Below are 20,008 nucleotides of genomic sequence, written 5' to 3' on the forward strand. Positions count from 1 at the left end.
GGACTAGGGTGGCCGATTTGGGGTTAGAGCCAGCCAGCATTCCCCTCTGGTAGTTGCCAATGGCTAGCTCAAAGCGTTCTCTTCCATCAACCGTGGCAAGCGACACTGTCCAGTCTTTCTCGCGAAACGAGAAGATACGTGCATCGTAGGTAACGAACCTACGCTTGAACTCTTTAACTGGACGGTTGCGCTGTCTCGCCACTTTGCGAGCGCCTGCCACCCGTCTGCAGACCTGCTGGGCCAGATTACTGGACAAGCCAAACCGAGCGCGAATCTGGTAATAGCAAAGGGATTGGAGTTTGACTGCGTTGACTACTTTTTCTGGTGTGTTTTGGTTGACCCAGTTCAACGCCTGCACAAAGGCATCCATTGTCGCATCCAACTTTGCGGCTTGCGACTGGGACACCTTGAGCTTGCAGGAGACGGTCAGGACTTGGGTCATGGTTCTATCATAACTTCCGCATTCCTCCCGACACTGACCCTACGGGTACAGTGCGGGGCTCCTGCGATTTCTAGCTGACGCTGCGAAACTTCGGGTCTTTGCTCTCTCGAAAGGCCAGCCCTGCCTCTTGAATGGCGTTCCGCTTGAGGTGGCAGGGATCCTCTTTCACCCACTGCGGCAAGTCAGTGCAGGATGATGTCCCCCAGCTTTCTGGCTGTTTTTGGAGCCCCCTGCTATCGCGAACGGCACAGCCGGTCTTTGTGGGCAACCACAAACGTATGCAAGCAGACACCAAAGTAATGGCCGGATTAGAGTCAGGCTGATACATTTACGCTGAACACTGCTGAACATCACTGTTCAACTATGCAGCGATAGCATTCTGTTTGTTTCCAAACAGAATGGCGGTATCCCGCAAAGCTTTGAGTAGAATACCCAAAGCGCAGTTTCCGTGTCGTCTTACTACCAATTTTCTGCTTTGCTTTGGCTACCATGTTGGCAGACTCGAAAGTAAACAGAAAGATCAACTGGTAGTAATCCGTACTGAACACATTATACATTATTTTCAGTATAGTTGAGCTTATTATTGACTAGAGTCATGCTCCTCTAGCGGGCCAGGTACCGTTCCAAGCGTCCCTGGAAAAATGACAAGATTAACGTCAGCAGCCAGTACCACAGCGCTGCCACCACCAAAGCCTCGAAGAAGTGCTGGCGCGGCAAACCTGCCTGTCGAGCCCGGCCCATCAACTCCTGCAAAGCAATGGCACTGGCCAGGGCAGTGTCTTTCTGCATGGCGATGAATTGGTTGCCAATGTCCGGTAAGACAATTCGAAAAGCTTGCGGCAAAATGATGCACCACAGGGTTTGCCAGGGCTTAAGCCCCAGGGCATAGGCAGCTTCCCGCTGCCCAATGGGAATGGCTTGGATCCCGGCCCGGAAGATCTCGCTCATGTAGGCGCCATAGTTCAGGCTCAAGGCCAGCACTGCCGAAGTGAACGAGCCGAACACCAGACCCAGTTGCGGCAAAGCCTGGTAGATGAACAAAAACTGCAGGAATAGAGGTGTGCCCCGCATCAGCGAGACATAGAGAGCAGAGAGGCTGCTCAGAGGGGCAATCTGGGAGAGCCCCGCCAGTGCCGACAAAAAGGCCAAGGTGGTGGCACAGAGGATGGAGACCAAGGACAGTTGAAAAGTAGTGCCCACCCCTTGCGAGATAAACCACCACCACTCTCGCACAAAGTTGCCGTTGAGACGCAAGGTACGGATGGGGATCCCGGCCAACTCCAACTGTACCCCGCTGAAGGTGAACACCAACAACAGCAGCCACAAAACCAACCACAACCCCTGGGCCACCGGGAACGGGATCCCTTTTCGAATCCGGGGCGGTGGGTAAATGGGCTGCTCCAGTGGGATAGAGTCTTTGCTCACTTAGCTTTTTTCGTCAGATCAATGCCGTAATACCGCTTTGAGAGGGCTGTTAGCGTGCCGTCCGCATGCATGGATTCTAAGATTTCGTTAATTTTGGCTTGCAAGCTCTCGGAAGGGGCAGGGCTGGAGCGATCCAAGGCCACAGCCAAGGCTTCATAGTAGACCGGATCCCCCAGAGTTTTCAGGGGCAGTCCTTCCCGAATGGCATTTTCAGCCGTCGGCAAAGCTGTCAAGACTGCATCCAGGCGGGTGCCATCCCCCAGTGCCAAGTCCTGCAGAGCCAGGCTATCGGTGTCGTAGATGCGAATGTCCACCCGCGGGGCCGGAACTTGGATGGTCTCTCCTTCCAGAGTGAGGTTGCCCTCCAGGTAAGCTTGGTAGGTGGTGGCGGTGCCCACCCCAACTCGCTTTCCTTCCAAGGCGGCGATATCGGTCAGGGTCGAGGCTTGGTGGACCACGAAGCTGGCGGGGGTGTAGTAGTAGGGAATGGTAAACAGCAGAGCTTTCTGGCGTTCGGCAGTTACGGTCATGGAGCCGACATTGACATCCCAGCGGCCATTCCAAGATCCGGCGGTGATGACATCAAAGTTGATATCCAGAAACTCAGCCTCTACCCCCAAGCGCTTGGCGATCTCGCGCGCCACATCCACGTCAAATCCTTCCCAACTGCCGTCGGGATTGAGGTAGCTCTGAGGACGGTAATTGGAGTCGGTGGAAACCCGGAGTACCCCGCGCTCTTGAATTTGAGCCAACAGGTCTCTGCTTTGGGCCAGCAGGGATCCCTGGTGTGTGCCCAGAGCCCAGCATCCGGCCAGGGTCAAGAAGAGGGCTTGTAGGGATCGGCGTCGAGAAACAGACATCGGCAAAACCTCAGATGAAGGTGAAGGGCAAACCCATTGGAATCCATCCAAGCTATCCAAGGCTGTCACAATTCCCGTTGCAAGGTAGTATCACCTGACACTGCCGCTTTGGGTGGCTATTCCCGACTGGGGCGAGCGGGTCGCAATTCTCCAAACATGCTCTAAAAAAGGCAAATCAACTGTCTCAGGATTGAGCTTATGAATCCCAATTGAGATTGAAATATCTCCTCCAGAAAGGCATCCCCTGAGACTTGCGATCAAGACTCGTGCTGTGTTGCCCGGGGGGGCAATCCGTATCCCTCTGTGGGCAACGGAGAATCGACGTTCTGGGTAGCAGAAAACATTTGGCTCGACCCAATGGATCCCCCTTAGCAATTGGGCGGAGAGGATGTCAATATCTTTGTGAAGAGAACGGGGTTGAGGGTGGTTATGCAAGCGGTGATCTTGGCGGGTGGGAAAGGAACTCGCTTACGGCCCTTTACCTTTTTGCAGCCTAAGCCTTTGTTGCCCCTTTTGGATGTGCCCTTTTTGGAGTGGCTGATCGGGCGCTGCCGCCGAGCCGGCCTGACAGATATTTTGCTCAGCGTGGGTTATCTGGGCCAACAAATTGAGGCTGCTCTGGGAGATGGCTCTGCTTTGGGGGTGAAGCTCCGCTACATTCCTGAAGAGACGCCTTTGGATACGGCGGGAGCCTTGGTGCTGGCTCAGCCCTATTTCACTGGGGATCCCTTGGTGGTTTTCAATGCAGACATCCTCACGGATCTGGATTTGCAGGCGTTGATGCAATGTCATGTGCAGAGCAAGGCCATTGCCACCCTCACCCTCGCCCGCGTGGAAGATATCACCGCCTATGGCCTGGTGGAAGTTGGGGAAGGGGGCCAGATCCAATCTTTTCGAGAAAAACCCACCCCTGCAGAAGCCCTCACCCTCACCACCGACACGATCAACGCCGGCACCTATGTCTTGGATCCGGCCATTTTTAAAGACTACCCCAGTGGGGATCCCCTCAGCTTCGAGCGGCGTGTCTTCCCCGATTTGCTCAGGCAAGGGCACCGGCTGCAAGCTTATCTCCACGCAGGCTACTGGCGGGATCTGGGCACGCCGGCCAGCTATTACCACGGCCAACTGGACATTCTCCTGGGTCGAATGACGGATTTTCCCCTGGAAGATGTGCAGCAACAGGCGCCGGGGATATGGGTGCACAAAACGGCTGAGATCCATCCCAGCGCTCAACTGCACGCCCCCTGCTACATTGGCGCCCACACCCGGCTGGGATCCCAAGCTCAGATTCCAGCAGGCACCATCCTCGGCAGCCACAGCTGGGTAAATGGATCCCTGCAGCCGGGAGCCTACGGGCCGAGAGTCCTGGTAGTGTAGGTTAAGTGCAAGTTAAGTCCATAACCATCCACGACAAAGCCATCAACAGATGGAGCTACCACAAACCGGGGAACACTGGGATCCCTACCTTGCCTCTGTGGCTGCTCGCTTCAATCGGGAGCTGGAAATTCAACTGGGTCGGCCAGGTTGGCAACTTCCCCCAGACCTGGAGCAACTGCCTTTTTGGCAAGCCAAGCAGCGGGATCACCTGCAAGAGCGCCTCGGGATCCCCTTTTGGCAACTGCGTGCCCCCAAAAAACGGGAAGCCTGTTTGGATTTGGGCTGTGGGGTAAGCTTCCTGACCTATCCCTGGAACGATTGGCAAGCCTACTTTTACGGCCATGAGCTGAGCGGTGAGATTGTGCGCTTTATTCGCTCGCGGGCACCCCAGCTTAACTCCAAGCTGTTCAAGTCAATGCAACAGGGATCCGCCCACCATTTGGAAAACTACGAGTCGGAGCAATTTGATCTGGCCATTGCCACCGGATTTTTGTACTACTACCCGATTGAGTACTTCGACGCGGTTTGGGCAGAGTTGATGCGAGTGTTGCGACCGGCTGCACCTGTGATTATTGAAGTGGTCAATCCCGACTCGGTGTGGGCGGAACAATGGGGCCTCATCGAGCTATTCAAAGGCACCGAACCGATTTTCACCCCCCTAACGGAGTGGGAGCGGCGCATCGCAGCCTTGGGGGGCAAAATTCAGAAACAGGCCAGTGGCGAACTGTTCACCACCTATTGGATTCAGCGCAGACCGTGATCTGCTCACAACCGGGAAAGTATCGGAGCATTCGGAGTAGTGGGGTAACCTTTAAGGCTGGGTACTAAGATTAAAAATAAGATAAAGATTAAGATTAAGAAGTGTGATCCCGGACAAGGGATCCACCGCCATCCATGCAAGCCTCCTCTCCCACCTTCCTCTTGGTTGATGGCTACAACATCATCGGAGCTTGGCCCACCCTGAGCCAGTTAGCGCGTCGCTCCCTGATGGAATTGGCCCGTCTGCGCTTGGTGGAATCTTTGGCCAACTATGTGGCCTTCCGGGGCTACCAGGCGACCGTGGTGTACGATGCCTACGCCCAACCCACTCCAGCCCGGCAAGAGCGCTCCCCTTCGGGTATCGAGATCCTGTATACCTCCTATGGCGAGACCGCCGACAGTTGTATTGAACGGCTGTGTGCCCAGTTGCAGAGGGATGGGTGTCGGGTACGGGTGGCTACCTCCGATCGTGTCCAGCAGTTGGTGATTGGCGGCTACAACGCCGAATGGGTCTCGGCAGAACAACTGTGGGATGAAGTGCAGCAGGCCCAGCAGCAGATCCGGCGCGTCCAACCAAAACGGCTATCGAGCAAGCGGGGCATTGATGCCTACTTGGATGCAGATACCCTCTCGCGCCTAAACCGCTGGCGGCTGTCCGGCCAAGATCCCATGCGCTAAATGCCATCGTAGGGAACGGTGGGAGCTCCATACCAAAGATGCTCCTCATCTGGCGAGGCAGTGGGCAACTGCTCCTGTGAAGGATCCGCTACCTCTGCTGGAGCCAGCTCCTGCTCATCTACCAACACCAGCACCCGCACAACTCGATCTTTGGGCAATTGCTCCTGCGCCCGCATGGGCAAAATCAGTTGACCTTGGCTGTCGGTACGAGCCCAGAACTCATGCGCTTTCATGCTGTTTCCCTGAGATGGCTAGGAATATACCAGCTTGCCCCAAGCTCTGCCTTCGGCGCAGTCAAAAAAAGACTCCGTCCTGCCGACGGGAACAGATGAGATCCCATCATTGAGACCGGGATCCCTGGGCCAAGCCGTGTTCTCGAAACCAAGCCTGCAACCGTTCCCAAGCGTCACCAGCCGCTTCTGGGCGATAGGTGGGGCGATAATCGGCAAAAAAGGCGTGGGGAGCATCCGGGTAGATGATCAACTGCGATGGATCTCCGCAAGCTTCCAGAGCTGACTTCATTTGCTCCACCGTTTCCAAGGGAATGCTGGTATCTGCACCACCATACAAACCCAACACAGGTGCCTTCAGGCTGGCTGCCACATCCAGCGGATGCCTTGGGGTTAAGGGTGTGGACTCTCCCACCAAACGACCGTACCAGGCAACACCCGCCTTCAAGCCGGGTCGGTGAGCCGCGTACAACCAAGTGATTCGACCACCCCAGCAAAAGCCAGTAATGCCCACCCGCTCTGGATCCGCACCTGAGTTGCCAATTGCCCAATCCACCGCCGCATCCAAATCCGACATCACCTGAGCATCGGGCACCTGGGAGACGATGGCGCGAATCTCCTCAAGGCTCTGCAGCTGAGAAACATCCCCCTGCCGGAAAAACAGCTCGGGAGCCACTGCCACATAGCCCAACTTCCCCAAGCGGCGACAAATGTCTTGAATGTGCTCGTGTACACCAAAGATCTCTTGCACCACCAAAACCAGTGGAAAAGGGCCAGAGCCGGTCGGCTTGGCACGATAGCCAGGGATCTCGCCATCTGGGGTGGGAATGGTGACGGGGCCGGCTTCCAATCCTTCGCTATCGGTGATGATGGTTTGGGCAAAGATCGGCTGTACTGCCGAGGCAAACCTAGCAGCGACGTTGGCCAGCTTCAACTGACGGCGCTTCCAGCTGCTGGAGGATCCCCCCTTGGGTTGCTCCGCATACATAGGCCCAATCCTCAAAAACACAAACCCCTCTTCTCAGGATAAACAATATTTTGTCTGTAAAGATTCTTTCTACTGACAGTCTCGATGCAAATCTTGCCTATCCTGTCTGAGATCTGCATCGTAGAGCTGTTAAGATCGGCTCGGCACAGCGATGCTGATCAACGGAAATGCAACTCAAGAGACAGTTAAAAATCAGTTAAAAACCGGAAATCTTTGGGTTAAGCATTTCAAGAAGCATCGATGCCATCTCGCACTTTGGAGCTTATTTGGCAGTTGCCGAAATTGTTGGATGATGGCAGCATTGGGCAGAGCCAAAAAGACAAACTGAGCGTTTGGCAATAGCGGCAAAACGGCAATTGTACTGGTGCAGATGGCCTTGACAAGTGAGATAAGTTTGCTTCAACAAATCTCAAAAGCCGCTTGCAGGTAGTCAACCAAAGCATAGCTTACCCCTTCCCCAGAGGCCCGACGTTCTATCAGCGCAACATCAAAACGGCAGGACAACTCGGAGAGGTGGGGATGCTGGCTCAAGAAGGCCTGGGCAGCCCGGATCAAGCGTCGCTGCTTGGGGATCCCAACCGCCAAAAGCCCGCCTCGATCCCAGCTACCGGGGCTACGGGTTTTCACCTCTACGAAAATCAGCACATCAGCTTTGTGGGCAACCAGATCCAGCTCGCCCCAAGGGCAGCGCCACCGCTGGGCCAGGATCTACCAGCCCTGCTGACAGAGATATTGCCGCACCCAGCCCTCGCCGACGTTGCCTGTATTCTGGAGGGAAGCCCTTCTGGGCAAGGGATCCATAAAAAATCACCAGCGCCCGGCTCTAATGAGCAGAGCCATTGCCGTGATACTTGTCGGTGTCGTAAAAGCCGTTGCGGGTGCCGAAGTAGAAACTTGCCAGAGAGAGGACAAGAGCAACCCCCACCAAGACTAACTTTGCATCCACGTGGTTTTCCCCTGATTTTCTCCTCAACCGTGATCATAATAGCCTGCCGCTCCTTCACAATCCTCTGGTAAGCGATGCGCGGCACTGATATCGGCCAAGGCACAGCAAGTCTTGGGGGATCCCATTGGAGAGCTTTTCTTGAATGCTTGAATGAATGACTCCCACTGGGAGCTCAGCATGCTACCATTCAGACGGAAAGGGAGTAGTCAGGCGGCTTACCGCCCTCTGCATCGACATACTGGCTAAAAGCAGCCCGGTGCCAGAGACAAGGCAAGCCCATCGTCTTGCCTTGGTGACGAGACTTTCACTGAGTTCACGCGGAGGTGAGCTTGGTGAGTCCGTCTGACTTTCCCAGCCTTCACCTCTAGGTGTGAACCGATTCCACACACAAGAGAGGTTGGAGGCTAAACGATGTGGGCTGGTTTTGCGTCAAGTTTGCTGTTGGTTACGGTAGCGGAGTTTGGGGATAAAACCTTTTTTACCCCCCTGATTCTGGCTATGCGACACCCGCGCCGCTGGGTCTTCTTGGGAACGTGGCTGGCTTTGGCCGTGATGACCTTGCTGGCGGTGGTGGCCGGGAAGGTGCTTTTCAAGCTGCTGCCGCCGCTGGGCGTGCGAGTGTTGTCGGCTGGGGTTTTTGCGGCTTTTGGGCTGAGAATGCTCTGGCAAGCTTACAAGATGACTCCCCAGCAGGAGAAGGAAGAAGAGGAAGAAGCCCTCAGGCTGGTGGAGCAGGCAGAAGAAAAAGGCGCTGGCCGCGGCGGGGCTTGGGCTGTTGTGTGGGAGGCCTTTAGCCTGACCGCCTTGGCCGAGTTCGGGGACAAAACCCAGATTGCCACCGTTTCCTTGGCAGCCACCCACCCGGGATTGAGTGTCTGGGCAGGGGCCACCCTCGGCCATGGGCTGATGGTGGGGTTGGCGGTGGTGGGCGGTCGCTTCTTAGCAGCCCACATCTCTGAACGGGCCGTGCATTGGGTGGGGGGCGGCTTGTTTCTGCTGTTTGCGTTGGTAACCAGTTGGGAATTGTTAGGATAAACAACTGTAGTTATTTCAAAGAGCAATGAAACAGCTCGTTGCGTCAGTGGAGCCGAGCACTGGAGGAGCGTCTTAATCGGGTTTGAAACAACCATACCCGTAGGAGCTGCTCCCGCTTGGACTGCAAAATCTCCTCTCGCTTCATGGCGCGAAGGTCCGCTCTTTGTTGAGCTGGGCACATTCTGCCTTTTGGCTGCAGAACTCCCATGAAGTCGGAAAAAAAGTTCGGATTATCCAAATTCCTGTTCGATAATTCGCCATCTGGCAGTAATCACTCCTGGCTCCAGGCTGAGGCGGCTGACGACAAGTTCTAGAGCCTGGTCGTCGCGGGTTTGGGTGACCAGCTCCGCTTCAACTTTGACCAGGTCGGGTTTGTCTTCTAGGTCTTCGCTGTAGAGGGCTCGCAATTTGAGATGGGTGGGCGCTATGCCCTGCAGCAGCAGGGCGCGCAGGTGGGCTTCCGCATGGCTTTTGCAGATAAATGAACACTCATAGACCAGTTCCAGCTCCGTGCCTTTGAGGGGCTGTTGGTTGATGCGGTAGCCCAGGGGGCGCAGCAGAATGTTGGCGATCAACACGGCTCCTGACCCAATGGCAGCTTGGGGAATGTACCCTGATCCGGCAAAAGCCCCTACGGCTGCTGCACACCAGATGGTGGCAGCGGTGTTCAAGCCGCGCACGCTGGCCCCCTCTTTGAGGATCACGCCCCCGGCCAAAAAGCCGATCCCCGACACCACCTGGGCGGCAATGCGAGTTGGACTGCTTTCATCAGGGGTGAGCACTGAGAGCATGACAAACAAGGCTGCGCCAGTGGCCACCAAGGTGTTGGTGCGCAGGCCGGCCATGCGCTGCCGCCACTGGCGCTCCAGCCCGATAAGGGATCCCAAGATAAAGGCAACCGTTAGGCGGAAGGTGAAGTCAATCCAGGTCATAGGGCATGCTCCAGTTGCCGTGGAGGAGTGAGGGCTAGCCGGCCACATCTGGGATCCCCAGGGCTTTGGCCTCCTGTTCCAGAGCCTGCCAGAGGGTTTCCAGTTGAGCAAAGGCCACTTCTGGGGCCAGCTTACCACCCGTTTCTAAAGCGCAGGTTATGCTGACTCGATGGGCGTAGCGCTGCAGCAGCAACCGGAACTGAGCTGTGGTGGAAGGAGCTTTCAAAGTCATGGCACACCTCCTGAACGAATAATCGGATTCAATCTGAATCCAGCTCCCCCAGGCCGGGGGTAGCCTGGGAGCCAAAGTTGGACTGCAAGGCGAAGAGAGCAGCCTCAGAACTCGACTTCAACGCCGACCAGCCAAGCTACCAAGGTGAAATACACCCAGAGGCCGGTGAAATCTTTGATGGTAGTGATGAAAGGGTCTGCTCCGGGAGCGTGGTCAAAGCCCAGCTTTAACATCACCCAGGGCAAAATGGCGCCCAAGATAGCCCCCAAAGTGAGGACAATGGCCAGAGCCAAGCCCACCGCTAGACCCAATTGTGGGATCCCATTGGGTGCCCCCTGCCAGAAGTAGGCAATCACCCCAGCCGTGGCCCCCAGGATCACTCCGATAATGCCACCAATGCTGGCTTCCCGCAGCAAATAGGGGAGAAACTGCCGCACGTTGATGTGGCCCCAAGCCAAGCCACGGGCAAAGATGGTCGTAGATTGGGTACCGACATTGCCGCCCATATCCATGACCAAGGGGATGAAAATAGCCGCTGCCGTTACTGATTGCAACACTTCCTCAAAGGTTTGGATCACTCCCCCCACCACCATGCCGCCAATCAAGGTGATGATTAAAAACGTGATGCGCAGGCGGACGGCATACCAACGGGAGCCTTTAACCAGGCGCTCGCTCCAAACCTTGTCTCGGCTGAGCAAGTTGCCCACCCCTGCTTGGGCCAGAGCGGCGTCGGTGGCTTCTTCTTCCACCAAGTTGATGACATCTTCAAAGGTGATATCTCCCACCAAGCGCCCTTCCGTATCCACCACCGGAATGGCCGGCAAGCCGGAATCCTTGAGCAAACGGGCTGCTTGCAAATCCCGGTCGGTAACCCGAGCAACAATATCCGATCCCTCGATCAGCTCCCGAATGGGCAGGTCGGGATCCGCCTTCACCAGCCGCACGGTGCGCACCAGACCTTTGTAGAACCGCTGGTCATCGACCACAAAGATCACATCCAGCTCGTCATCCCCCAGTTGGGAGTCGCGCACACTGGCCAAAGCTGCCCCGACGGTGAGGGTATCGCGCACCGCCAAGTAGCGCAGGTTCATCAGCCGACCGGCACTGCGCTCCGGGTAGTTCAGCAGGATATTCACGGCTTCGCGGGCTTCTGGGCTGAGGTTGGCGATCAGCCGCTTGGTAACTTTGGCCGGCAGCTCCTCAAACAGGCGCACCCGCTCGTCTGGGGGTAATGCTTCCACCAGCCGGATCACCTCTGGGTTTTCCATGCTGCGGATGAGATCGGCCTGTTCTTCAGGCCGCAAATACTCAAATACCGCCATGGCCTTGTCTTTTTCCAGCAACCGAAAAGCCAGTACCCGCTGCCGCGGAGAAATCTCCATCAACTGCTGCACCAGCTCGGCAATAGGGGCGCGGTTGGCCGCTCGCTTGGCGGCTTCCAAAGAGGCAGGAGAGAGAAGATCGCGAAGAATGTTTTGCTGCATAACAAACCTCCGAAGGTTGGAGTCAGCCGGATAAAAGACCCGGAGGGCAACGACCAACCCCTGCTCCGAGGCTCATGGGAGCCCTGAAGCTGAACGCCTCTCAACGTCTTAGGCCCGACTCGACGCCCACAAGCCCAAGTCGATAAAAGGGAATCCAAAGGGCTCCCCCTGGCCCACGAACAACAAATACAAAACCCAAGGCTAGGGGAAGTCCCCTTTGAAGCACTCCTGCTTTTCCCTTTTCCGATGCTCAGGTCGAGCTCTGCTCAGCCCATCTGTTCGTCGCCGACCGAGAGAGCCACCCAAGCCAGAAGCTATTTGAGAAAGCTCTCCTGTCCCTTCGCGTTGGCGAAACGGGATCCTCTCAAGCGACGACAGAAGCTGTCAGCGGGAAAATGGAAGGCACCAGGAAGGCGCAGATCTCCAAGGACTTGAGCTCCTAAGAGCGATCTCCGCTGGCCGGTGCTACAACTGCCAGAAGCGTCCATGTTGTTGAACGTTTTCCTCCGAAAGAGTTGAACCGGAACAACCCGGACAGCCCGAAGAGGATCTCTTCAGCCCTTTTTAGGCTAGTTGCAGGAAGGGGATCCCGTCAACCTTTTTCTGGCATATTCGGTGAACGATCAGCGGAGCAGATGGGGAGTTAAGATCGGGGTAAGCGAACAAGAGAGCACAACCTCTTCCGGGTTCTGCTCGCAGCCTGACTGACCTGACTGAGTAGAGTCCCCATCCTGGCAGCTTGTGACCTTGGGAAAACGCTGCCCTATGCTGCCTGTGTTTTTAAGAGGCTCACCCCAATGAGCTGCGCGGAGTGGATCAGCTCTTTCCAGCCTCTACAGGTGCCGCTGCCCATGAGCCTATGGCCACCCTTCCCCTGGTTTCTGTGATCTTGGGTACGCGGCCCGCAGCCATCGAGCTGGCTCCGGTGATCCAGGCCCTGCGGGCCAGTCCCCACCTGCACACAAAAGGATAGCTTGGTAGCCCCGCACTTGAGTGCAGGGCGGAAAAGCCCGCTAGCCACTTTAGTCGCTTACCCATGATGGGGGTCGTTGATATAGTTTCATAGCTCAAACAACCTCTTCCTGACTTCTCCTACCAAGACCTTTTTCCTTCTCTTTGGCCAAAAAATGAGATAAACAACCGCTAGCCCCACAGCATGGTTGTAGTGATTGTACCGTTGACTTTCCTCTCGCACTATCGCTTGCCCATGTCAGACTGCGGTTGTCATGCCGCTTGCCAACAATGATGGAGTGCGGCTGTCAGCAGGTTCGAGTCAGGAACAGGGAGCTAGTCCCCCTATTAGAGTACTTGTGTCAACAGTCTAATAAGGTGTACAACTGTGCTTTGTACTATGCGAGACAAGTCTATTTCAAAACGAAGCGATGGGCAAGCTATGGTGAGCTTTGTGCTGAGATGGCCAGAACCCAAAACAAGCACTTTATCGCAATGTATGTTTCCGCCGCACAACAGACGTGTAAGTCTGTAGCTGAGGCACTCAGTAGCTCTAAGAAAAAGCTGAGGCTCTCCTGGCAAGAAGGAATGAGTTTAAGACCAAACCTGCCGCGCTACCGTAAGAAGGGGATGTTCTCAGTAGCATACCCGAAAAAGTGGCTTAAGTTCCAAGAAGCAAAAGTCAGAGTGCCGCTCGGCAACCAGGTCAAAGCTTGGTTTGGAATAGACGCTTTCTGGATACGATTTCCTACCAATACCAATCCCCTCAACTGCCAACCTCGACCGGAGAGATACCTATGTCTACCCAGTTGACGCCGCGGTTTGCCGAGGCCATGCGCTACGCCTACCGCTGGCATGCCGCTCAAACCCGCAAGGGAACAAGGATCCCCTACCTCAGCCACCTGCTGGCGGTGGCGTCCATCGCCCTGGAGCATGGCGCCGACGAAGATGAGGCCATTGCTGCCCTCCTCCACGACAGCCTGGAGGATGGCCCCCGCTACAGCGGCGAGCCGCGGGCTCAGATTGAACGGGAGCTGCGGGAGCACTTCGGAGAACGGGTGCTGCAGATCGTCCTGGGATGCACGGACACCGACAGCGATAGCTCCCTGGGCGAGCCCAAAGAAGACTGGAAAGAGCGCAAAGTGGCCTATCTCAAGCACTTGGAAACCGCAGATGCCTCGGTTTTGCTGGTGGCCGCCTCCGACAAGCTGCACAACGTCCGCTGCATCCTACGCGACTTTCGCCAACTGGGGGATCAGCTCTGGGAGCGCTTCTCCGGCGGCAAAGAGGGATCCCTGTGGTACTACCGGTCGCTGGCGGAGATCCTGGGGCGACGGCTGCCTTCTAGGCTGGCAGTGGAGTTCCAAGAGCTGGTGGTCGAGTTGCAACGGGCAGCCGGGTCGGGGCCGGCAACAGCTTGACAGAGACGACCAGGGCTGAAGAAAATGCTGAGGGCAGCTTTCTCTCTTGCACTCTTCAGGTCACCTGTCTATGGTTCTCGCTGTTGGCACCGTTGCTCCAGGGTTCAACACGACCGACACCCACGGCAACCAAGTTTCTCTGGCTGATTTTACCGGGAAAACCGTTGTCCTCTACTTTTACCCTAAAGACGACACCCCTGGCTGCACCAAAGAGGCCTGCGGCTTCCGCGACGCCTACGCTGATTATCAAAGCAAAAACGTGGTGGTGTTGGGGGTGAGCATGGACGACCAGGCCTCTCACCAAAAGTTTGCCGAGAAGTACAACTTGCCTTTCCCTCTGCTGGTGGATACCAGTGGGGTGATCGCCCGCGCCTACGATGTGGATGGAGGCGGCTACGCCAAGCGGGTGACCTACGTCATCGACGCCGAGGGCAAAATTGCCAAGGTCTATCAGAACATCAACACCGAAACCCACGCCCGCGATATTTTGGCCGACTTGGGTTTGTAAAATCTCTTCGGTTCCTCTCTGAGATCCCAGCCCTTGCGCATGAACGACGACATTCCGGTTGCGCGTCGCCAGCCATCTGGTGCGGAAAAAGCGCAAGGTTCCTCAGCTTCGTGGGGCCTGTGGCTGGGCGTAGGGCTGGCCATAGTTGGCTTGCTGCTCTGGATGGCGTGGTGGCTGGAGAGATTGGCGGGATCCCCAGCAGATTCCCCAGTCCTCGAAAAAGCCGGTCAGCCCCCTCTGGCGCAGCCAACTGAGCAGAATGAGCGGGTCTCGCTGCTGGGGCACTATGCCTATTCCGAGGCCCCCGCAGATAGCCTACGGGTGGTGGGCAGCTACCACGGTCGAGAGGTGCGCCTGCGCCAGGCGGCTGCCGAGAGCTACCTGCGCATGAGTGAAGCAGCCCAAGCCGACGGGATCCGCCTTGTCCCTATCTCTGGGTTTCGCTCGATAGCGGAGCAGGAGTTTTTGTTTTTTCAACTGGCCCAATCGCGAGCCTTGCGACCGGAAGAACGGGCTGCGCTCAGCGCTCCCCCCGGCTACAGCGAGCACCACACCGGCTACGCCATTGATATTGGCGATGCCCAGTTTCCTCAGTGGGACACTCAAGAAGCCTTTGAGACCACCCCTGCCTTCCGGTGGCTGGAGAGAAATGCCGCCCGTTTTGGCTTTGAGCTGTCTTTCCCCAGAAACAATCCGCAGGGGGTGAACTACGAACCTTGGCACTGGCGCTTTGTGGGCGACCGCCACAGCCTGGAGACCTTCTACAAGCGCTAACACCTCCCCTCTCCCCTTGGGAGAGGGGACGGGGGTGAGGGATCGAAAAGCGGATGACGCGATTCGAACGCGCGACCGTCTCGTTGGCAACGAGAAGCTCTACCACTGAGCTACATCCGCATCGGACATCTATCATGGCAAGTTTTGCGGTCGTTTGTCAAGCCAGGGATCCCTGGCGCATTTTGTTCCAGAATGAGAGAAGTTTATCTTTCTTTGCAGTTGCCTCAGCCTTTGGCTGAGCTCATTTGAGGGGATCACGATGCGGGTAGCCATTATCGGGGCCGGGTTGGCCGGCTTGGTCACAGGGGTGGATTTGGTGGAAGCGGGGCACCAGGTGCAGATCTACGAGGCGCGGCCCTTTGTGGGCGGCAAGGTGGGCTCCTGGCAGGATGCCGAGGGCAACCACATCGAGATGGGGCTGCACGTTTTTTTCTGCAACTACAGCAACCTGTTTGCCCTGATGAAGAAGGTGGGGGCCTACGAGAACCTGCTGCCCAAGCAACACACCCACACCTTTGTCAACCGCGGGGGGCAGGTGGCCAGCCTCGATTTTCGCTTCCCGCTAGGGGCGCCCTTCAACGGCCTCAAGGCTTTTTTTGCCACCGAGCAGCTCTCTTGGGCCGATAAGCTGCGCAACGCCCTGGCGCTGGGCACCAGCCCTCTGATTCGCGGCCTGCTGGACTACGAGGGGGCGATGCGGCAGATTCGCGCTTTGGATCGGATGAGCTTTGCCGAGTGGTTCCGCCGCCACGGGGGATCCGAGGCCAGCCTGAAGCGGATGTGGAACCCGATTGCCTATGCCCTGGGCTTCATCGATACGGAGCAGATTTCCGCCCGCTGCATGCTGACCATTTTTCAGATGTTTGCCAGCAAAACCGATGCCTCCAAGCTCAACCTCCTCAAGGGATCCCCGGACAACTACCTCACCCAGCCCATCGTCCGCTACCTGCAAGCCCGCGGCGGCCAGGTTTACACCCGCAGAGGGGTCAGCCGCATTGAAGTCAGCGACTCTCCTCCCTACGCAGTAACCGGTCTGGTCTTGGCCAATGGCGAGCGGGTGGAAGCGGATGTGTACGTGTGTGCAACAGCCGTGGAAGGGGCGAAACGGCTGATCCCCCAGGTGTGGCGGCAGTGGCCCCAGTTCGACAACCTCTACAAGCTGGAATCCGTACCCGTGGCAACGGTGCAATTGCGCTTCGACGGCTGGGTGACGGAGCTGAAGGGCCGGGCCAAACGCGCCGCTGACCACCCGCAGCCAGTTGGCATCGACAACCTCCTCTACACCCCCGATGCCGATTTCTCCTGCTTTGCCGATCTGGCTCTCACCAGCCCCGCCGACTACTACAAACCCGGCCAGGGATCCCTGCTGCAGTGTGTGCTCACGCCGGGGGATCCCTTCATCTCCATGTCCAACGAGGCCATTGCCCAGCACGTGCTGCGCCAAGTGCACGAGCTGTTTCCTTCGTCGCGGCAACTGAACATGACCTGGTACAGCGTCGTCAAGCTGGCCCACTCCCTCTACCGAGAAGCGCCAGGCATGGATCCCTATCGCCCGCACCAGAAGACCCCCGTGCCCAACTTCTTCTTTGCCGGCAGCTACACCGCCCAAGACTATATCGACAGCATGGAAGGGGCTACCCTCTCCGGCCACCTGGCCGCCCAGGCCATCCTGGCCGCCTGCCGGGATCCCCAGACGTCGGGGCAGTCGGTGAAGATTGCAGCAGGTAGAGCACCGTAAAAACGCCAATGCCCGCTAGGGGAGGTTGGAGGCGATCCCTTGCGGCCCCTTTCTCTTCACCGGCCTATGGCAGGGACACGCCAAGCGCGGCAGGCGGTTTTAGCGGGGCGGAACCGGCTGCCCGTTTGCCCCCCATCTGCACCTGAGCGGCCATCTCCCCCTCAGCGAATTGACTCTGGCAAGCCGGATCCTTTTCCCCTACCATCTAGGCTGGGAAAATGGGTTGGGGACAGCTATGCAGGCGGTAATTCTGGCAGGGGGGCAGGGAACTCGCTTACGGCCTTTGACCCTATGGCAGCCAAAGCCGTTGCTGCCCTTGTTGGAGGTACCTTTTTTACACTGGCTCATTGGCCGCTGCCGTCGAGCTGGCTTGACGGACATCCTGTTGAGTGTTGGGTACTTGGGCAGGCAGATCGAGGCTGCCCTAGGAGATGGCGCTGCCTGGGGGGTAAAGCTTCGCTACATCGTCGAGGAAACACCGCTGGATACGGCGGGATCTTTGGTGTTGGCCCAGCCCTATTTCAGCGGGGATCCCTTAGTGGTCTTCAATGCCGATATCCTCACCGATCTGGATTTATTAGATTTGATACACTGCCACCTGCAGAGCGGGGCCGTCGCCACCCTCACCCTCGCCCAGGTGGAGGACGTCACCGCCTACGGCCTGGTGGAGGTAGGGGAAGGGGGCCGGATCCAATCCTTTCGGGAAAAGCCCACTGCTGCCGAAGCCCTCACCCTCACCACCAACACCATCAACGCTGGTACCTATGTCCTCGATCCGGCTATTTTCAAAGACTACCCCAGCGGGGATCCCCTCAGCTTCGAGCGGCGTATCTTCCCCGACTTGCTGCGGCAGGGGCGACGGCTGCAAGCCTACCTGCACACTGGCTACTGGCGGGATCTGGGCACGCCGGCCAGCTACTACCACGGCCAACTGGACATTCTCCTGAGCCGGATGAGGGATTTCCCTCTCGAGGATGTGGAAGAACGGGCGCCAGGGGTATGGGTTCACAAGACCGCCGAGATCCACCCTGACGTTCAATTGCACGCGCCCTGCTACATCGGCGCTTACACGCGCTTGGGCTCCCAAGCTCAAGTCCCCGCCGGCACCATCCTCGGCAGCTACAGTTGGGTCAATGGATCCCTGCAGCCGGGGGCCTATGGGCCGGGCCTCCTGGTAGTCTAGGTTAAAGGCCAGTTAAGCGCCCAAGCCTCCACAACAGAGCCGGCCAAAGATGGAGCTACCGCAAAGCGGGGAACGCTGGGATCCCTATCTTGCCGCCGTAGCCGCCCGCTTCAACCGGGAGCTGGAGGTGCAGTTGGGTCGGGCCAGTTGGCAGCTTCCCCCCGACCTGGAACAGTTGCCCTTTTGGCAAGCCCAAAAGCGGGATCACCTCCAGGAACGCCTGGGGATCCCCTTTTGGCAATTGCGCGCCCCCAAAAAGCGGGAAGCCTGCTTGGATCTGGGCTGTGGAGTGAGTTTCCTGACCTATCCCTGGAACGATTGGCAGGCCTACTTTTACGGCCATGAGCTGAGCGGGGGGATCGTGCGCTTTGTGCGCTCGCGGGCACCGCAGCTTAACTCCAAGCTGTTCAAGTCGATGCAGCAGGGATCCGCCCATCACCTGGAAAACTACGGGCCAGAGCAGTTCGATCTGGCCATTGCTACAGGATTTTTGTACTACTACCCGATAGACTACTTTGACGCGGTTTGGGCAGAACTGAGGCGGGTGTTGCGTCCGGCTGCGCCAGTGATTATCGAAGTGGTCAATCCTGAGTCGGTGTGGGCCGAACAGTGGGGGTTGATTGAGCTCTTCAAAGGCAGCGAGCCGATTCTCACGCCCCTACAGGAGTGGGAGCGGCGCATCGCCGACTTGGGGGGCAAAATCCAGAAACAGGCCAGTGGCGAGCTATTTACCACCTATTGGATTCAGCGCAAGCAGTGACCTCCTCTCCCTTTGAAGAGGGGGGCTTTCCCCTTCCACGAGGTAGCTTGCCCGGAGGATTGGCTTTCCAAAGTCGGTGCTCTCTCCCCCACCCTTATAAGATGGGAAAACTCCTACCTCTTACTTTTTTATGTCCAGATCCCCCGCCTTGCCGCCTGCCGAGCCGGGTTCAGCCGGATTTTCAGCGCTGAAGGCCCGCTATCTGCTGCTGGCTTTCCTGTCGATCAACGGGGGGGTGGGTCTGGGGGTTGTCGCTTTGGCCAGGCTGTTGCCTCTGCCCTCGGACGATCCGGTGCTGGCCTACGTTGTCTATTGCGTCACGTTTGTGCTCACTTGTATCTGGAGCTGGCAGCGCGGGCGACGAGCCCATTTGCAGATGAGGCGGCTGTGGGGCAACTGGCGAGCTGCGATTCCCTGGGGATCCCTGCTGCGGGTAGTGCCGGCTTTGGTTGTGCTCTCCATGGGCACCACTTTGCTGATGCTCTACTGGGTGTCGCTGTCTTTCCCGGAGCTGGCGGAGTCGATGCTGGACTCCCTGGGGGAAGAGGAGGGGGAGACAGCCTGGCCGCAGGTGTACCAGGGGTTGCGCTGGCTCTCGATTGCAGTGGTGGCCCCCATAACGGAGGAATGGCTGTTTCGCGGCATTTTGCTCCACCGCTGGAGCCTCAAGTGGGGGCTTGACAGAGGCCTGCTGGCTTCTTCCGTGGTCTTTGGCCTACTGCACCCTAACCCACTTGGGCTGACGGTGTTTGGCCTGGTGATGGGGCTGCTCTACCTGAAAGCACGCTCCTTGAGCTTACCCATCCTGGCCCATGCTTTGAACAATATCCTGGCTCTAGCGCTGGGATCCCTGGGAGGAGGGGTAGTGGAACAGGTGGATCCCATCGGGAGCTTTCACCTCTACTACAGCCTGTGCTGTCTAGTTTTGGCTGGGTTCATCGTGATCCCTTTCCTCCGCTGCCATTGGCCGGAACGGGGGGCTCACTTGCCCTATTTTGTAAATTGCCCGCACTCATGCTGACACATAGAGTGCAGGCTTTGGGTAGCCCTGCAGTTGGCAAGCCAACCAAGGGCCCCCCACACCCCCCGTGTACGGGGGGCAGACCGGCTTACAGCAGCCCCCAAAACCGCAATCACATTGGCACCGTTAAAATCTGCCTCCCCTTCCCAGCCCCAGGCCGGGTTCACACAACGAAAACGCTTCCCTTCCTGCTGGCCAAGCCATAAACATCGGTGGCCGGTTTGCAAACTGTCGGCAGGCGGCACCACCACAACCTTGACCCCG

19 protein-coding genes, 1 tRNA gene and 4 pseudogenes are annotated in these 20,008 nt (G+C 57.5%); 11 read left to right on the top strand and 13 right to left on the bottom strand.

All coding sequences use genetic code 11. From position 1 onward, the window contains the following. The 4 genes and pseudogenes from GG26_RS08060 to GG26_RS08075 form a co-directional block, all read right to left on the bottom strand. Positions 1 to 442, bottom strand: a pseudogene (locus tag GG26_RS08060) (RNA-guided endonuclease TnpB family protein); the annotation flags it as partial. Between the two features lie 76 nt (positions 443 to 518). Then, positions 519 to 672, bottom strand: a pseudogene (locus tag GG26_RS08065) (RNA-guided endonuclease TnpB family protein); the annotation flags it as partial. A 373-nt stretch (positions 673 to 1,045) separates the two neighbouring features. After that, positions 1,046 to 1,867 (bottom strand): amino acid ABC transporter permease, encoded by an 822-nt coding sequence (locus GG26_RS08070; protein ID WP_228375426.1) that lies wholly within the window; start codon positions 1,865 to 1,867, stop codon positions 1,046 to 1,048. Beyond that, on the bottom strand, positions 1,864 to 2,727 hold the full coding sequence (locus tag GG26_RS08075) for an ABC transporter substrate-binding protein (protein WP_414389864.1): 864 nt from the start codon (positions 2,725 to 2,727) through the stop codon (positions 1,864 to 1,866). The genes GG26_RS08070 and GG26_RS08075 overlap by 4 nt, the downstream gene beginning before the upstream one ends. Before the next feature lie 429 nt (positions 2,728 to 3,156). On the opposite strand from GG26_RS08075, the gene GG26_RS08080 reads away from it, so the two are divergent. The 3 genes from GG26_RS08080 to GG26_RS08090 all read left to right on the top strand — a co-directional run bounded on the left by GG26_RS08080 (position 3,157) and on the right by GG26_RS08090 (position 5,541). Beyond that, positions 3,157 to 4,104 carry a nucleotidyltransferase family protein gene (locus tag GG26_RS08080; protein ID WP_041438870.1) on the top strand — a complete coding sequence of 316 codons (948 nt, stop codon included), beginning with the start codon at positions 3,157 to 3,159 and terminating at the stop codon, positions 4,102 to 4,104. 49 nt (positions 4,105 to 4,153) lie between these two features. Next, entirely contained in the window at positions 4,154 to 4,864 is a 711-nt protein-coding gene (locus GG26_RS08085; protein ID WP_414389867.1) for a class I SAM-dependent methyltransferase, read from the top strand. Positions 4,865 to 4,998: 134 nt separating this feature from the next. Then, positions 4,999 to 5,541 carry an NYN domain-containing protein gene (locus GG26_RS08090; protein ID WP_011429576.1) on the top strand — a complete coding sequence of 181 codons (543 nt, stop codon included), beginning with the start codon at positions 4,999 to 5,001 and terminating at the stop codon, positions 5,539 to 5,541. Here the strand turns inward: GG26_RS08090 and GG26_RS08095 are convergent. From GG26_RS08095 to GG26_RS08110, 4 genes and pseudogenes are all read right to left on the bottom strand, one after another. Beyond that, positions 5,538 to 5,774: a hypothetical protein gene (locus tag GG26_RS08095; protein WP_228375425.1), complete on the bottom strand. Its 237-nt coding sequence runs from the start codon at positions 5,772 to 5,774 to the stop codon at positions 5,538 to 5,540. The two genes, GG26_RS08090 and GG26_RS08095, sit on opposite strands and share 4 nt — an antisense overlap. A gap of 106 nt (positions 5,775 to 5,880) precedes the next feature. After that, positions 5,881 to 6,759, bottom strand: a complete 879-nt coding sequence (locus GG26_RS08100) for a dienelactone hydrolase family protein (RefSeq protein ID WP_414389871.1) — start codon at positions 6,757 to 6,759, stop codon at positions 5,881 to 5,883. Between the two features lie 399 nt (positions 6,760 to 7,158). Then, positions 7,159 to 7,560, bottom strand: a pseudogene (locus GG26_RS08105) (YraN family protein). Between the two features lie 22 nt (positions 7,561 to 7,582). Further along, positions 7,583 to 7,705, bottom strand: coding sequence for a hypothetical protein (locus GG26_RS08110; protein WP_011429573.1), 123 nt, complete (start codon positions 7,703 to 7,705; stop codon positions 7,583 to 7,585). A gap of 441 nt (positions 7,706 to 8,146) precedes the next feature. On the opposite strand from GG26_RS08110, the gene GG26_RS08115 reads away from it, so the two are divergent. Further along, positions 8,147 to 8,740: a TMEM165/GDT1 family protein gene (locus GG26_RS08115; protein WP_414389875.1), complete on the top strand. Its 594-nt coding sequence runs from the start codon at positions 8,147 to 8,149 to the stop codon at positions 8,738 to 8,740. Between the two features lie 230 nt (positions 8,741 to 8,970). Here GG26_RS08115 and GG26_RS08120 read toward each other — a convergent pair whose 3' ends face one another. The 4 genes and pseudogenes from GG26_RS08120 to GG26_RS08135 form a co-directional block, all read right to left on the bottom strand. Then, positions 8,971 to 9,672 carry an MgtC/SapB family protein gene (locus GG26_RS08120; RefSeq protein WP_414389878.1) on the bottom strand — a complete coding sequence of 234 codons (702 nt, stop codon included), beginning with the start codon at positions 9,670 to 9,672 and terminating at the stop codon, positions 8,971 to 8,973. Positions 9,673 to 9,706: 34 nt separating this feature from the next. After that, complete coding sequence (locus GG26_RS08125; protein WP_099812376.1) at positions 9,707 to 9,904, bottom strand: hypothetical protein; 198 nt, start codon at positions 9,902 to 9,904, stop codon at positions 9,707 to 9,709. A 104-nt stretch (positions 9,905 to 10,008) separates the two neighbouring features. Continuing rightward, positions 10,009 to 11,388, bottom strand: coding sequence for a magnesium transporter (mgtE, locus tag GG26_RS08130; RefSeq protein WP_414389881.1), 1,380 nt, complete (start codon positions 11,386 to 11,388; stop codon positions 10,009 to 10,011). Positions 11,389 to 12,451: 1,063 nt separating this feature from the next. Then, positions 12,452 to 12,583 (bottom strand): annotated as a pseudogene (locus GG26_RS08135) (IS200/IS605 family transposase); the annotation flags it as partial. A 553-nt stretch (positions 12,584 to 13,136) separates the two neighbouring features. Here GG26_RS08135 and GG26_RS08140 point away from each other — a divergent pair. The 3 genes from GG26_RS08140 to GG26_RS08150 all read left to right on the top strand — a co-directional run bounded on the left by GG26_RS08140 (position 13,137) and on the right by GG26_RS08150 (position 15,042). Then, positions 13,137 to 13,760: an HD domain-containing protein gene (locus GG26_RS08140; RefSeq protein ID WP_011429568.1), complete on the top strand. Its 624-nt coding sequence runs from the start codon at positions 13,137 to 13,139 to the stop codon at positions 13,758 to 13,760. Positions 13,761 to 13,830: 70 nt separating this feature from the next. Continuing rightward, positions 13,831 to 14,268 carry a peroxiredoxin gene (locus tag GG26_RS08145; protein WP_011429567.1) on the top strand — a complete coding sequence of 146 codons (438 nt, stop codon included), beginning with the start codon at positions 13,831 to 13,833 and terminating at the stop codon, positions 14,266 to 14,268. A 39-nt stretch (positions 14,269 to 14,307) separates the two neighbouring features. Then, complete coding sequence (locus tag GG26_RS08150; protein WP_414389884.1) at positions 14,308 to 15,042, top strand: D-alanyl-D-alanine carboxypeptidase family protein; 735 nt, start codon at positions 14,308 to 14,310, stop codon at positions 15,040 to 15,042. 48 nt (positions 15,043 to 15,090) lie between these two features. Here the strand turns inward: GG26_RS08150 and GG26_RS08155 are convergent. Beyond that, positions 15,091 to 15,162, bottom strand: a tRNA-Gly gene (locus GG26_RS08155). Positions 15,163 to 15,301: 139 nt separating this feature from the next. Here GG26_RS08155 and zds point away from each other — a divergent pair. The 4 genes from zds (at position 15,302) to GG26_RS08175 (ending at position 19,744) form a co-directional block, all read left to right on the top strand. Beyond that, positions 15,302 to 16,780 (top strand): 9,9'-di-cis-zeta-carotene desaturase, encoded by a 1,479-nt coding sequence (zds, locus tag GG26_RS08160; RefSeq protein WP_414389887.1) that lies wholly within the window; start codon positions 15,302 to 15,304, stop codon positions 16,778 to 16,780. A gap of 235 nt (positions 16,781 to 17,015) precedes the next feature. Further along, a complete protein-coding gene (locus GG26_RS08165; protein ID WP_414389889.1) occupies positions 17,016 to 17,963 on the top strand; it encodes a sugar phosphate nucleotidyltransferase in 948 nt (315 codons plus the stop codon). Positions 17,964 to 18,012: 49 nt separating this feature from the next. Beyond that, the gene (locus GG26_RS08170) at positions 18,013 to 18,723 is read left to right on the top strand and encodes a class I SAM-dependent methyltransferase (RefSeq protein ID WP_011429562.1); all 711 of its coding nucleotides are present in this window, start codon (positions 18,013 to 18,015) and stop codon (positions 18,721 to 18,723) included. Positions 18,724 to 18,853: 130 nt separating this feature from the next. Beyond that, positions 18,854 to 19,744 carry a lysostaphin resistance A-like protein gene (locus GG26_RS08175; protein ID WP_414389892.1) on the top strand — a complete coding sequence of 297 codons (891 nt, stop codon included), beginning with the start codon at positions 18,854 to 18,856 and terminating at the stop codon, positions 19,742 to 19,744. The last annotated feature ends 264 nt before the right edge of the window (positions 19,745 to 20,008 follow it).

Origin of the sequence: Synechococcus sp. 'PEA 65AY6A-5F PE A' (genome assembly GCF_047462575.1) — a bacterium.
GTDB lineage: Bacteria > Cyanobacteriota > Cyanobacteriia > Thermostichales > Thermostichaceae > Thermostichus.

Bases quoted from the DNA above. Each gene is read 5' to 3' on its own strand.
- GG26_RS08170 (WP_011429562.1), top strand. From the start codon at position 18,013: ATGGAGCTACCGCAAAGCGGGGAACGCTGGGATCCCTATCTTGCCGCC.
- mgtE (WP_414389881.1), bottom strand. From the start codon at position 11,388: ATGCAGCAAAACATTCTTCGCGATCTTCTCTCTCCTGCCTCTTTGGAA.
- GG26_RS08085 (WP_414389867.1), top strand. From the start codon at position 4,154: ATGGAGCTACCACAAACCGGGGAACACTGGGATCCCTACCTTGCCTCT.
- GG26_RS08075 (WP_414389864.1), bottom strand. From the start codon at position 2,727: ATGTCTGTTTCTCGACGCCGATCCCTACAAGCCCTCTTCTTGACCCTG.
- GG26_RS08165 (WP_414389889.1), top strand. From the start codon at position 17,016: ATGCAGGCGGTAATTCTGGCAGGGGGGCAGGGAACTCGCTTACGGCCT.
- GG26_RS08095 (WP_228375425.1), bottom strand. From the start codon at position 5,774: ATGAAAGCGCATGAGTTCTGGGCTCGTACCGACAGCCAAGGTCAACTG.
- GG26_RS08080 (WP_041438870.1), top strand. From the start codon at position 3,157: ATGCAAGCGGTGATCTTGGCGGGTGGGAAAGGAACTCGCTTACGGCCC.
- GG26_RS08175 (WP_414389892.1), top strand. From the start codon at position 18,854: ATGTCCAGATCCCCCGCCTTGCCGCCTGCCGAGCCGGGTTCAGCCGGA.
- GG26_RS08140 (WP_011429568.1), top strand. From the start codon at position 13,137: ATGTCTACCCAGTTGACGCCGCGGTTTGCCGAGGCCATGCGCTACGCC.
- GG26_RS08150 (WP_414389884.1), top strand. From the start codon at position 14,308: ATGAACGACGACATTCCGGTTGCGCGTCGCCAGCCATCTGGTGCGGAA.
- GG26_RS08145 (WP_011429567.1), top strand. From the start codon at position 13,831: ATGGTTCTCGCTGTTGGCACCGTTGCTCCAGGGTTCAACACGACCGAC.
- GG26_RS08090 (WP_011429576.1), top strand. From the start codon at position 4,999: ATGCAAGCCTCCTCTCCCACCTTCCTCTTGGTTGATGGCTACAACATC.
- zds (WP_414389887.1), top strand. From the start codon at position 15,302: ATGCGGGTAGCCATTATCGGGGCCGGGTTGGCCGGCTTGGTCACAGGG.
- GG26_RS08100 (WP_414389871.1), bottom strand. From the start codon at position 6,759: ATGTATGCGGAGCAACCCAAGGGGGGATCCTCCAGCAGCTGGAAGCGC.
- GG26_RS08120 (WP_414389878.1), bottom strand. From the start codon at position 9,672: ATGACCTGGATTGACTTCACCTTCCGCCTAACGGTTGCCTTTATCTTG.
- GG26_RS08125 (WP_099812376.1), bottom strand. From the start codon at position 9,904: ATGACTTTGAAAGCTCCTTCCACCACAGCTCAGTTCCGGTTGCTGCTG.